Raw genomic sequence first — 13,070 nt, 5'->3', positions numbered from 1 at the left:
CAGAGGTATGAATATGACTCTGAGGTATACCGCTCACTACCGCATCCGCCCCCACCGAGGTGACCGACGGTCACCGCCAGCCGCCAGCCACAGCCCGAGCCAGGGTTAGGAATTGCTCGTCTAGCTGCCCGGCATCCTCACCGAACCTTGTAGATCTGGAACGTCGCAGCCGGGTAGCGGACCGTTTCGCGGAGTTCCAGGCACGGCTCGTTGAGCGGCTCCACGGTCAGCAGGTACCGGGCCTGCTGCTGCCGGAGGAAGTCGCCGCAGGGCTCGGTGACGACATCGAAGTGGTCGGAGGTCCCGAGCACGTAGCTGGTCGGTACCGTCTTGGCGGGATCCCGGTCGAAGACGAACCAGACATGGGCGTAGCGGTTGTAGGCGAAGTCCTGTTCGCCCTGCTCGTCTGCCGTCCGCCACAGCTCCAACTGCGGGTAGCCGTAGACGCCGGCCAACGAGTGGGCGCCGCTCATGTAGGCGAAGTTCTCCACGGACGGCACATCGGTCGCCCAGGTGGCGTCGGGGTCTTCGGCCTCGATGGCCCGGATCGACTCCGCCAGCGGTGTCCGCGTCAGAACCTCGGTGCCGCGGTACAGCGGGTGGATGTACATCGTCATGACGAACGAGAAGACCAGCAGAGCAGCCGCGGACCAGGCGAAGTGCTTACGAAGCAGTAGGAACACGACAAGCGGGATGGGGGTGATCGACAGGAGCAAACCGCGCTCCTGCATGAAGTCGGGGAAGGCCCGCTCCACGTGCAGGGTGAGCAACACCTGGGCGAGCAGCACGACGAGGGTGTACCCGATGACGATCTTGTAGCTCGGCCGGCCGATCCGTTCGTCAAGCAGCCGCCGGACGACCAGGGCCATTCCCACGAAGCTCAGCAGACCGATGCCGATGATCAGCCGGGCGGGCGGCACCATGTTGAGGAGCAGGATCTTGCCGACCAGGTCCAGGTGCGGAACGAACAGCCAGGCCACCGCTCCCAGGAGCGTGAGACTGACAAGCAACAGCGGCCAGTCGATGGTCCGCTGGGCGCGGTACAGCATGATCAGCAGGACCACGCTGGGCACCAGCAGGAACGGGAAGACGAGCAGGAAGTTGGAGTTCTCGCTCTGGTTGGCCATCACCTTGTAGACGGCGGCCTTCTCCTCGAACTGCAGGCCGAAACTGGTGTGCCCGGCGAAGAGGTGCACGAAGTCGAAGCCACCACTCTCCACGATCCGCTTACCCGGATAGGCAGTGTTCTGGATGGTCTCGATGACAGTCATCCGGGTCGCGACGAAGGCGCCGATCAGGGCGCCCGCGACCACCAGCGACGCGGCGGCGATACCCAACTGCCGCAGCAGCAGCCGGCGCGGTAGCGCTCGACCCTGCTCGATCAGGAAGCCCACGGCGAACGGGGCCACCGCCAGGGCGCAGGACACCTGGAACGGCGGGTAGAGAACGAGCGCGAAACAGGTGAGCACGTAGGCCAGGAGCGCTCCCCAGCCGACGGTGGCGAGCAGCCGTTTCGACCGCATCAGGAGGATGAGGGCCGTGGCCGCGAACAGGGCGTAGTACATCGACGAGAGCGTGACGTACTGGTACCACCACTGGTTGAACGGGCTGAAGAACAGCGCCAGCCCGAGCCCGGCGGCGAACCACCGCTGCTTGGGCATCAGCGCCAGCACGAAGAAATAGCAGCTCAGGATGAGTAGATAGCCCATCAGCCACCATTTGAAGGCGAACGCGAAGTCGAACGGCAGCACCAGGAAAGCCAAGTTGTGTGGCTTGAAGACCGTCGACCACTCTTTGTACGGGACGTCCCTGATCAGGGTGACGTCCTCGCCCTGCCCGACGTTCGGGTTGACCCGCGGGTAGCCGGCGGCGTCCTGGGCGACGGTGAGTTGAGTGTTGACGTTCCACTCGTCCGCCCGGATCCCCTGTGGTTCGTTGAGCAGAAGGTCCGGATCCGGTTGCGCGCCGTAGAAGTTGCTGTGGACCATGCCCACCGAGGAGCCATTGATCTGCAGGGCCGTCAGCCCCAGCAGAACGACCGTGAGCAGGGCCGGAAAGAGCCAGATGCTGCGGACGAATCTACCGCCGGCACGCATGGTGCGGCCACGTGGACCAGTGTCGTCGTTCATCGGGGCCATTCTTTTAAGGAGTTGTTGAGGGGGTTCGCGCGGTCAGTGGCTGTGGGTGCCACGCGCGGTGAAGGACGCCGCCACACCAGCTGACGGGGACGGCGGCTGGTGGGGCGAAGCCCCAACGTCGGTGCTCTCTCGACCGGGAACCCGCTGCCGGCCGGGCACCAGGTCTCGCAGCGACCGGGGCCATGTTGCTGAGCCACCCGCGGCGCCCAGGCTGATCGCCAGGAGAAGGACGGCCACCGCGCTGAGCCACAGCCACACGTCGAAGAAGAAGATCTGCGCGGCGAACCCGACCATGATCAGTCGACCGGCGAGTGAGCGGGAACGCCAGAACAGCGTCAGCAGGAGACCGAGAAAGCTGAGCAGACCGACCAGGCCGAGGTTGTGCCAGATGGTCAGGTAGGTGTTGTCGAAGACCTGAGCCTGGCCGTCGCCGATGCCGACGTCCTCCAGGTAGCGCACGTTGGACTCCGGGCCGTTGCCGAAGATGACTGTGGACCAGTCGCGGGTGATGCCGTCCCAGGCGACGGAGATGCGTTCGAAGCGGGCGCTCGCGCTGGCCGACCCCACCGGGTCCGACATCCGTGCTCCCGCCACGCCGACCGAGTCCACTGGCGGTGTGGCGGGACTCGGCGACGGCTTCGCGCCCGGCTCCGCCGGGCTGACCCAGGTCGGCGGCGGCTCGGAGGAGCCGACCCGGAAGGTCGACGGGTTGACAGCGACGGCAACGAAGGCGACCACCGCGATGACGACCCCGGTGGCCACGCCGCGCCAGGCGATCCTCCGCACATTGAGGAGCAGCCAGATCCCGAGCGCGAGGGCGGTGCCCACCCAGGCGCTGCGCGTGCCGGATAGCACCAGCCCGACGAGGTTGGCGGTGAAGGGGATGTACCAGTACCTACCCCGGATCGTCAGCGCCACGAGTGCCATTGCCATGGCGAAGGAGCCGTAGACGATCGGGTGACCGAAGAGCCCGGCCGCCCGGGTCGGATCGAACAGGGACGTGTAGGTCCAGTCGTAGGCGAACTGGTCGAAGAGCGGCCAGGTGCCGGTGAGGGTCTGGTATTTGGCGAACGCCGTCACGGCCACGCTGATCCAGGTGAACGTCTCGGCGATGCGCAGGATCAGCTTCGGATCGCGACGCGCTTCCTCGATGAGGTGCCAGCCCAGCACGCCGATGCACAGCAGGGGCGCGACACCGACCGCCACCGGCTTGATGCCGTGCCAGTGCAGCACTCCCGCGAGAACGGTGCAGAACGGCAGCAACAGCGCCGCACCGATCAACCTCGGCGGCCATCCGTCGCGTTCGGCGCGGTGCAGCCGCCCCCAGACGGCGAGGACGAAGAGGAGCAGCAGCAGCGTGTACGACGGATTGGTCGGGTAACCGAGGTCGATGGTCACCGGGACCATGAAGGCCACCACGAAGATGGCCCAGGTGATCCGGACCGGCTTCAACAGCACCCAACCCAGCAGCGCACCGGCGCCGACGGCGAGCGTGAGGTCCCACCTGCCCAGGACCAGGAACGCCACTGCCGCCAACAGCAGGCACAGACCGAGGTAGCGCGCCGGGCGCCCCAGGCTGTTGAACCGGTCAGTCACCATGTGCACGCTGCGATCGTACGGAGCAGACGGCGTCGATGGACGTCGGCCTCCGTCGGCGTCGCCGCCCGGACCGGGTCGCCCCACCCCCGGCCTCAACTGTACCGACGCCACAGGTCTCGCAGCGCCTCCCAGTTGCCCGCGATGCCGGCCTCACAGGGCGTTTCGATGACCAGGACACCGTTGGAGTCGTCCCGATTCCACCAGAGTCCGCAGTACGTCCCGGTCTCGACCTTGAACGCGTACTCGACGTAGCTGCCGGGCACACCGCTCTTGCCGCCGGTCGTCCGGGTCGCCTCTTTCAGCCCCGGGGCGAGCGAACCAGCGGCGAGGTTGAGGTCCTGGCGCTGTGCGCGCGCCGCGTCCCGCTGGGCCTGCTCCCGAAACAGCACGAAGTGCAGCTCCAGCGCCCCGTCGGGGCAGTAGATGTGGCGCTCCTCGTTCGGTGGCAGATCCGGGCCGCCGTCGTCGTTGTAGACCACGCAACCGCTGACGTCGGCCAGCCACGGCTCGCCCAACGGTGCCAGTTCGCCGATGAACTTCGCCTTGTTGATGGAGAACTGGGTCGCCCGAAAGGGCGAGAGGGAGGCGGTTTCGGACGGCGCCTTCTCCTCCGTACCGGGCCCACCGATGGCGTACCCCACGAAACCGGCGACGAGAGCGATCGCCAGCCCGCCGGCGACGAGGGCGATCCAGCTGCGGCGTTTCCGGACGACCTGAACCGGCGCGATCCGCCGACCGGGCATCCCGAACGGTTCGCGGTCGAGCGGGACCGGCACGCCGGACGAGGGCGCCGCCGAGACCGGTTGGGACGACGGCCCGGACCACGGGGCCTGCGCGTACAGGGCGACCTGCTGGGTCGACTCCCCGAGGCCGCCGTCACCCGCCGGGTCCTGGCTCCGGCCGCCCGTCGACACGGGGGTGCCGCTGACCGGGCTGACGGAATCACCGAGCGGCACCGTGGCGTCGTCAGCCCGGTAGTCCTGTTGAAGGAGCCGGAACAGCTGCTCCGGAACATCCGGCTGGTCGCCCTCGTACGCCACCCACGGGTTCGTCGAGGACAGGTCGGCCTCCGCGTAGGGGTGACCGGCGGGCGCCTGGGACAACATCCTGACGGCGTGGGCGAAGGCCTCTCGCCAGCGTGGGTCCGTCGCCGCCGGCCCGTCCAGCAGGATGACCGTCATGGGCCGCTCCTGCCCGTCGACGGCGGCCCATGCCTTTCCCACCAGAGACCCGCCGAGTACGCGGGTGAACCTGTAGGGACTTTCCGGCTGCATGTGCGCTCCTCCGTCGTTTCGCCGAGCGGATACTACCGATCACCTCCGAGTGCGGACTGCCCCGTTAGCACGTGCTCTCGCACACCCTCCGGACGGCGCGGAACCGCGCCGGAACGGCGTAGGAGGCTGCCTTGCCAGGTGAAAGATTCCATGCATAGAGTCGGCCCGTGAATGAAAGTGGTGCGCAGGGCACCGATCTGCTCGACCTGTTCGACGGGGTGCGGCTGACTCCCACCCAGCGCCGGATCGCGCACTGCCTCGTGCAACACGCACCCGCCGTGGCGTACCTGTCCGCCGCCGAGGTCGCCGAGCTGGCCGGGGTCAGCCAGCCGTCGGTCACCCGGTTCGCCGTCGCGCTCGGCCACGACGGCTACCCGGCACTCCGTCGCCGGCTACGCGACCTCACCACCGCGACGCCCGGCGGGTCGACGGACGCCGGCAACGAACTACAGCAGGCGGTACGCGCCGAGATGGGCAACCTGGACCGGCTGGCCGGCCAGCTCGCCGACCGGGAACGGATCGCCGAGACCGGGCGGTTGCTCGCCCGGAGCCGCCCACTGCCGGTGCTCGGCCTGCGCGCCGCCGCGCCGCTGGCCGCGTACTTCGCCTACTTCGCGGCGAAGGTGCACCCGGACGTGCGGGTGCTCGACGACGGCGGCAGCCTGCTCACCGACCGCCTGGAGCAGGCGGCCGAGGCCGGGGCGTCGGCCCTGCTCGCCTTCGTCCTGCCCCGCTACCCCCGGGAGACCCTGGACGCGCTCCGCGACGCCCGCGACGCCGGGCTGACCGTGGTGGCGATCACCGACTCACCGGTAAGCCCCGCCACCGAACACTCCGACGTGGTGCTGCCGGCGGCGGTCGGCGCGCAGCTCGTCTTCGACCTGCACACCGCCCCGATGACCCTGGCCATGGTGTTGTTACAGGCGATCTGCGACGCCGCACCGGCCGACACCCAACGCCGACTGGAGGCGTTCGAGGCCTCCGCGGCCCGCCGTCAGTTGTTCCGCGGATGACCGGAGGAGACCCGAGATGACCCAGCCCGTCCGTGCCGCACGGGGCAACCAGCTCACCGCCCGCGGGTGGCAGCAGGAGGCCGCCCTGCGGATGTTGATGAACAACCTCGACCCGGAGGTGGCCGAGCGCCCCGACGACCTGGTCGTCTACGGCGGCACCGGCAGGGCGGCCCGGGACTGGCCGTCGTACCACGCGTTGGTCCGCACGCTTACCGACCTGCGCGAGGACGAGACGATGCTCGTGCAGTCCGGCCGCCCGGTGGGCGTGCTGCGTACCCACGAGTGGGCGCCCCGGGTGCTGCTGGCCAACTCCAACCTGGTCGGCGACTGGGCGACCTGGCCGGAGTTCCGCCGGTTGGAGCAGCTCGGCCTGACCATGTACGGGCAGATGACCGCCGGTTCGTGGATCTACATCGGCACCCAGGGCATCCTCCAGGGCACCTACGAGACGTTCGCGGCGGTGGCCGCCAAGAAGTTCGGCGGCGACCTCGCGGGCACGTTGACGTTGACCGCCGGCTGCGGTGGGATGGGCGGCGCGCAGCCGCTCGCGGTCACCATGAACGGCGGCGTCTGCCTGATCGTCGACGTGGACCGCACCCGGCTCGACCGGCGGATGCGCGACCGCTACCTGGACGAGGTCGCCGACTCGCTTGACGACGCGGTACGACGGGTGCTCGCCGCGAAGCGGGACCGGCGTGCGCTCTCCGTCGGCGTGGTCGGCAACGCCGCCGAGATCTTCCCCGAGTTGCTGAGTCGCGGCGTCGCTGTCGACATCGTGACCGACCAGACCAGCGCCCACGACCCGCTGTCGTACCTGCCGGTGGGGGTGGAACTGGCCGACGCCCGGGACTACGCGCAGGCGAAGCCGGCCGAGTTCACCGACCGGGCCCGCGCGTCGATGGCGACGCACGTCGAGGCGATGGTCGGCTTCCTGGACGCCGGGGCCGAGGTCTTCGACTACGGCAACTCGATCCGCGGCGAGGCACAGCTCGCCGGATACCAGCGCGCCTTCGACTTCCCCGGCTTCGTGCCCGCGTACATCCGGCCGCTGTTCTCCGAGGGCAGGGGTCCGTTCCGGTGGGCGGCGCTCTCCGGCGACCCGGCCGACATCGCGGCCACCGACCGGGCCATCCTGGAGTTGTTCCCGGAGAACGAGCCGCTGGCCCGGTGGATCAGGCTGGCCGGTGAGCGGGTCGCCTTCCAGGGTTTGCCGGCCCGGATCTGCTGGCTCGGCTACGGCGAGCGGGACCGGGCGGGCGTGCGGTTCAACGACATGGTCGCCTCCGGCGAACTCTCCGCCCCGGTCGTCATCGGGCGGGACCACCTGGACGCCGGCAGCGTGGCCAGCCCGTACCGGGAGACCGAGGCGATGGCCGACGGCTCCGACGCGATCGCCGACTGGCCGCTGCTCAACGCCCTTGTCAACACGGCCAGCGGCGCCTCCTGGGTGTCCATCCACCACGGCGGCGGGGTGGGCATCGGCCGGTCGATCCACGCCGGGCAGGTCTGCGTCGCCGACGGCACCGCCCTCGCCGGGCAGAAGATCGAGCGGGTGCTCACCAACGACCCGGCGATGGGCGTGATCCGGCACGTCGACGCCGGCTACGACATCGCCCGCGACGTTGCGGCCCGCACCGGCCTCCGCACGCCCATGATCGAGGGATCAGCATGAGCGACGACCTGCCCGGCCGGTTCCGGGCCCTGTGGGACGAGATCGCGCCGGTCGGGCGGGACGCCGACAGCGGCGGCTATCTGCGGTACGCGTTGACCGAGCCGGAGCGGGAGCTGCGCGCCTGGTTCCGGGCACAGGCCCAGCAGCGCGCCCTGCCCGTCAGCGAGGACGGCAACGGCAACCTCTTCGCCCACTGGGGTGACCCCGAGGGCGAGGACGCGGTGCTCACCGGCAGCCACTTCGACTCGGTGCCGCACGGCGGGGCGTACGACGGGCCGCTCGGCATCGTCAGCGCGTTCCTCGCCGTGGACGAGCTACGCGCCAGCGGTGTCACACCGAACCGTCCGTTGGTGCTGGCCGCGTTCGTGGAGGAGGAGGGGGCGCGCTTCGGCGTACCGTGCCTGGGGTCGCGGCTGCTCACCGGGGCGCTGTCGCCCGACCGTGCGGCCGGCCTGCGCGACGCGGCCGGGGTGAGCTTCGCCGAGGCGCTCGGCGAGCGGCCGGCGGGCGCCCGCCCGGAGCTGCTGGGCCGGATCGGCGCCTTCGTGGAGTTGCACGTCGAGCAGGGCCGGGCGCTGGTCGGGACGGACGCGCCGGTCGCGGTGGCCAGCGCGATCTGGCCGCACGGCCGGTGGCGCTTCGACGTCGTCGGCGAGGGCAACCACGCGGGTACGACCCGGATGGCCGACCGCCGCGACCCGATGCTCACCTACGCGTTCACGGTGCTGGCGGCCAACAAGGAGGCCCGGCTGCGCGGCGCGCACGCCACAGTGGGCCGGGTCGCCGTCGAACCCAACGCCACAAACGCGATCCCGTCGAAGGTGACAGGTTGGCTGGACGCCCGGGCCGCCGACGCGCAGACGCTGTCCGGGCTGGTCGAGGCGGTGTGGGGCAAGCTCAGCGAGCGCGCCCGCCGCGACGGTACGGCGGTGACGGTCACCGAGGAGTCGGCGACGCCGCTTGTCGCCTTCGACGGCGGTCTGGCCGGGCGACTGGCCACGCTGCTGGACGCGCCGGTGCTGCCCACCGGTGCGGGGCACGACGCCGGGGTGCTCGCCGCGCACCTGCCCACCGCGATGCTGTTCGTCCGCAACCCGACCGGGGTGTCGCACTCCCCCGCCGAGGCCGCGACCGACGACGACTGTGCCGCCGGGGTACGCGCGCTGGCCCGGGTGCTGGAGGAGCTGACATGCCGCTGACCCCGTCCCGCTGGCTCGCCGAGTACGCCTGGCTGCCCGAGCACGCCGAACCCACCCCCGACGTGCTGATCGAGATCGAGGACGGCCGGATCACGGCGCTCACACCGCTGGTGGGGGCCGGCGGACCGGCCGCCGGGGTGGAGGTGTTGCGGGACGCCACCCGGCTGCCCGGCCTGACCCTGCCGGGGCTGGCCAACGTGCACTCGCACGCCTTCCACCGGGCGCTGCGGGGGCGTACCCACGGCGGTCGGGGTGACTTCTGGACCTGGCGGGACCAGATGTACGCGGTGGCGGACCGGCTGGACCCGGAGACCTACCTCGCCCTGGCCCGCGCGGTGTACGCCGAGATGGCGCTCGCCGGGATCACCTGTGTGGGCGAGTTCCACTACCTGCACCACCGGCCCGACGGCGGCGCCTACGACGACCCGAACGCGATGGGCGCGGCGCTGGTGGAGGCCGCCGCGCACGCCGGGATCCGGCTCACCCTGCTGGACGCCTGTTACCTGACCTCCAGTGTGGACGGTCAGGCCCTCGCGGGGCCGCAGCGCCGCTTCGGTGACGGCGACGCGGCCCGCTGGGCCGAGCGGGCGGCGGCGTTCCAGCCGGCGGACCCGCACGTACGGGTCGGCGCGGCAGTGCACTCGGTGCGGGCGGTTCCGGCCGACCAGCTCCGCACGGTCGCCGACTGGGCCCGGGATCGGCGGGCACCGCTGCACGTGCACCTCTCCGAGCAGCCCGCCGAGAACGACGAGTGCCGGGCGGTGCACGGGCGTACGCCCACCGCGCTGCTCGCCGAGCACTGTGTGCTCGGGCCGGACACCACCGCCGTGCACGCCACCCACCCGACCAGCGCCGACCTGACAGTGCTCGGCGACAGCCGGACCGGGGTGTGCCTCTGCCCGACCACCGAGCGGGACCTCGCCGACGGGATCGGCCCGGCCCGCCGGATGGCCGACGCGGGAATCCGGTTGAGCCTGGGCAGCGACAGCCATGCCGTCATCGACCTGTTCGAGGAGGCTCGCGCGGTGGAGCTGGACGAACGGCTGCGAACCCGCCGCCGGGGCCACTTCGCACCGGTCGACCTGCTGACGGCGGCCAGCGTCACCGGGCACGCCGCCCTGGGCTGGGCCGACGCCGGCCGGATCGCCGTCGGTGCCCGCGCCGACCTGGTGACGGTACGGCTGGACACCGCCCGCACCGCCGGGGTACCGCCGGTGGGGGTGTTCTTCGCGGCAACCGCCGGTGACGTCGAGCAGGTGCTTGTGGACGGCCGGGTGGTGGTGGCCGAGGGCCAGCACCTGAGCGTGGACGTGCCGGCCGAGCTGTCGGCCGCCATCGAGGCGGTGACACCCCGGTGAGCGCGAGGAGTGAGCCGGGTTTGCGAGCCCCGCAGTCGCGAACGGAAGGAGGCGCCGCATGAGCGGCAGTCTGCTTGTCGACAACATCGGGGAGCTGGTCACCAACGGCCCCGGCAAGGGCCCCCTGGGTATCCGCCGCGACGCCGCCGTGCTGGTCGAGGACGGCCGGGTGGCCTGGGTCGGGCCGTCCGCGACCGCGCCGGCCGCCGACCGGCGGGTCGACGCCGGTGGGGCCGCCGTGCTGCCCGGCTTCGTGGACAGCCACGCCCACCTGGTCTTCGCCGGGGACCGGGCTGCCGAGTTCGCCGCCCGGATGGCCGGTGAGCCCTACACCGGCGGCGGAATCCGCACCACGGTCGGCGCGACCCGGGCCGCCACCGACGACGAGCTGCGGGCCACAGTGCGCCGGCTGCGTGGGGAGGCGCTGCGCCAGGGCACCACGACCATGGAGATCAAGAGTGGGTACGGGCTGACCGTCGCCGACGAGGCCCGCTCGTTGCGGATCGCCGCCGAGGTCACCGAGGACACCACCTTTCTCGGCGCGCACGTGGTCCCCGCCGAGTACGCCAACCGCCCGGACGACTACGTCGGGCTGGTCTGCGGGCCGATGCTGGCCGCCGCCGCGCCGCACGCGAGGTGGATCGACGTGTTCTGCGAGCGGGGCGCCTTCGACGTGGACCACGCCCGCGCCATCCTGGCCTGCGGGCAGGCCGTCGGGCTCGGTGTGCGGCTGCACGCCAACCAGCTCGGCCCCGGACCGGGCGTGCAGCTCGGCGTGGAGTTGGGCGCGGCCAGCGTGGACCACTGCACCTACCTGTCCGACGCCGACATCGACGCGCTCGCGTCCCGCCGAGTCGACTGCATGTGCCATGAGGGCCCGCACACCACCACCGTCGCGACCCTGCTGCCCGGCGCCGAGTTCTCCACCCGCTCGCCCTACCCGGACGCCCGCCGGCTGCTCGACGCCGGTGTGACAGTGGCGCTGGCGACGGACTGCAACCCCGGCTCGTCGTACACCTCGTCGATGGCATTCTGTGTGGCCCTGGCGGTCCGCGAGATGCGGATGACCCCGGCGGAGGCGGTCTGGGCCGCGACCGCCGGCGGCGCGCGGGCCCTGCGCCGCGACGACATCGGCGTGCTCACCCCCGGCGCGCGGGCCGACCTCGTGGTCCTGGACGCGCCGTCCCACCTGCACCTGGCCTACCGGCCCGGTGTCCCCCTGATCCGCCAGGTAATACGCAACGGAGTTTTGCAATGACGAACGTGACAATCCAACCCACCGGGATCACCGCCGACGACGTGCTCGCGGTGGCTCGCGGCACCGCCACGGTCGTCCTCGCCCCGGCCACCATCGAGGCGATGGCCACCAGCCGGGCCATCGTGGACGGCATCGAGTCGTCGGGCCGGCCCGTCTACGGGGTCTCCACGGGTTTCGGGGCGCTGGCCAACACCTTCATCGCCCCGCAGCGGCGGGCCGAGCTGCAACACGCGCTGATCCGCTCGCACGCCGCCGGGGTGGGTGCCCCGATGCCGCGCGAGGTGGTCCGGGCCATGATGCTGCTGCGGGTCCGGTCCCTCGCGCTGGGCCGCTCCGGGGTCCGGCCGCTGGTCGCCGAGGCCCTTGTCGACCTGCTCAACCACGACATCACGCCGTGGGTGCCGGAGCACGGCTCGCTGGGCGCCTCCGGTGACCTGGCCCCGCTGGCGCACTGCGCGCTGGTGCTGCTCGGCGAGGGCTGGGTCCTCGGCCCGGCCGGCGAACGGCAGGACGCGGCCGACGCGTTGACCGCCGCCGGGCTCACGCCGATCGAGCTGGCCGCCAAGGAGGGGCTGGCGCTGATCAACGGCACCGACGGCATGCTCGGGATGCTGCTGCTGGCCATCCACGACGCGGCGCACCTGTTCGCCATGGCCGACGTGACGGCCGCGCTGGCCATCGAGGCGATGCTCGGCTCCGAGCGGCCGTTCCTGCCCGAGCTGCACGCGATCCGGCCGCACCCCGGTCAGGCGACGTCGGCGGCGAACATCCACCGGCTGCTCCAGGACTCCCGGGTGATGGACTCGCACCGTGACGACCTGGCGCACGCCGTGCAGGACGCGTACTCGATGCGCTGCGCGCCGCAGGTCGCCGGCGCGGCACGGGACACCCTGGACTTCGTCCGCACGGTCGCGGGCCGGGAGTTGGTGTCCGTGGTGGACAATCCGGTCGTGCTACCGGACGGACGGGTCGAGTCGACAGGTAACTTCCACGGCGCACCGCTCGGTTTCGCGGCGGACTTCCTCGCCATCGCCGCCTCCGAGGTGGGCGCGATCGCCGAACGGCGGGTGGACCGGCTGCTCGACGTCACCCGCTCCCGCGAGCTGCCGGCGTTCCTGTCCCCCGACGCCGGGGTCAACTCCGGGCTGATGATCGCCCAGTACACGGCGGCGGGGATCGTCGCCGAGAACCGTCGGCTGGCCGCCCCCGCCTCGGTGGACTCCCTGCCCACCAGCGGTATGCAGGAGGACCACGTCTCGATGGGCTGGGCGGCGGCCAAGAAGCTGCGCACCGTGCTGGACAACCTCACCAGTCTGCTGGCGGTCGAGCTGCTGGCCGGCGTACGCGGCCTGCAACTGCGCGCCCCGCTGGAGCCGTCACCGGCCGGCCGGGCGGCCGTCGCCGCGCTCGGCCCGGCGGCCGGTGAGCCCGGCCCGGACGTGTTCCTCGCACCGGTGATGGAGGCGGCCCGTGCCGTCGTCGCCGGGCCGGAGTTGCGCGCCGCCATCGAACGGGAGGTCGGCCCGCTGGGCTGATCTTCGTCAGTCGCTGTCGTCCGC

9 protein-coding genes are annotated in these 13,070 nt (G+C 71.5%); 6 read left to right on the top strand and 3 right to left on the bottom strand.

Going from position 1 to position 13,070, the window contains the following annotated elements; all coding sequences use genetic code 11:
* Positions 1 to 137: 137 nt before the first annotated feature.
* The 3 genes from ABZU25_RS32105 to ABZU25_RS32095 form a co-directional block, all read right to left on the bottom strand.
* Positions 138 to 2,129 (bottom strand): hypothetical protein, encoded by a 1,992-nt coding sequence (locus ABZU25_RS32105; RefSeq protein WP_355033100.1) that lies wholly within the window; start codon positions 2,127 to 2,129, stop codon positions 138 to 140.
* A 42-nt stretch (positions 2,130 to 2,171) separates the two neighbouring features.
* Complete coding sequence (locus tag ABZU25_RS32100) at positions 2,172 to 3,737, bottom strand: O-antigen ligase family protein (RefSeq protein WP_355033102.1); 1,566 nt, start codon at positions 3,735 to 3,737, stop codon at positions 2,172 to 2,174.
* Positions 3,738 to 3,829: 92 nt separating this feature from the next.
* Positions 3,830 to 4,918: a hypothetical protein gene (locus ABZU25_RS32095; protein ID WP_355033099.1), complete on the bottom strand. Its 1,089-nt coding sequence runs from the start codon at positions 4,916 to 4,918 to the stop codon at positions 3,830 to 3,832.
* A 260-nt stretch (positions 4,919 to 5,178) separates the two neighbouring features.
* Here ABZU25_RS32095 and ABZU25_RS32090 point away from each other — a divergent pair, with 260 nt between their 5' ends.
* Genes ABZU25_RS32090 through hutH form a run of 6 tightly spaced genes read left to right on the top strand, consistent with a single transcriptional unit; the run spans position 5,179 to position 13,046 of the window.
* Positions 5,179 to 6,024, top strand: coding sequence for a MurR/RpiR family transcriptional regulator (locus ABZU25_RS32090; RefSeq protein WP_355033098.1), 846 nt, complete (start codon positions 5,179 to 5,181; stop codon positions 6,022 to 6,024).
* 16 nt (positions 6,025 to 6,040) lie between these two features.
* A complete protein-coding gene (gene hutU / locus ABZU25_RS32085) occupies positions 6,041 to 7,696 on the top strand; it encodes a urocanate hydratase (RefSeq protein ID WP_355033097.1) in 1,656 nt (551 codons plus the stop codon).
* Positions 7,693 to 8,895, top strand: a complete 1,203-nt coding sequence (locus tag ABZU25_RS32080; RefSeq protein ID WP_355033096.1) for an allantoate amidohydrolase — start codon at positions 7,693 to 7,695, stop codon at positions 8,893 to 8,895. Before hutU ends, ABZU25_RS32080 begins: the two co-directional genes overlap by 4 nt.
* Positions 8,886 to 10,253, top strand: a complete 1,368-nt coding sequence (locus ABZU25_RS32075; protein WP_355033095.1) for a formimidoylglutamate deiminase — start codon at positions 8,886 to 8,888, stop codon at positions 10,251 to 10,253. The genes ABZU25_RS32080 and ABZU25_RS32075 overlap by 10 nt, the downstream gene beginning before the upstream one ends.
* A gap of 58 nt (positions 10,254 to 10,311) precedes the next feature.
* The gene (hutI, locus tag ABZU25_RS32070; protein WP_355033094.1) at positions 10,312 to 11,511 is read left to right on the top strand and encodes an imidazolonepropionase; all 1,200 of its coding nucleotides are present in this window, start codon (positions 10,312 to 10,314) and stop codon (positions 11,509 to 11,511) included.
* A complete protein-coding gene (gene hutH, locus ABZU25_RS32065) occupies positions 11,508 to 13,046 on the top strand; it encodes a histidine ammonia-lyase (protein WP_355033093.1) in 1,539 nt (512 codons plus the stop codon). Before hutI ends, hutH begins: the two co-directional genes overlap by 4 nt.
* Positions 13,047 to 13,070 lie beyond the last annotated feature (24 nt).

Source organism: Micromonospora sp. NPDC005215 (assembly GCF_040607915.1).
Lineage (GTDB): Bacteria > Actinomycetota > Actinomycetes > Mycobacteriales > Micromonosporaceae > Micromonospora.
Note: the sequence above shows the minus strand (reverse complement) of the source record. Positions and strands in the feature narration are given on the sequence as shown.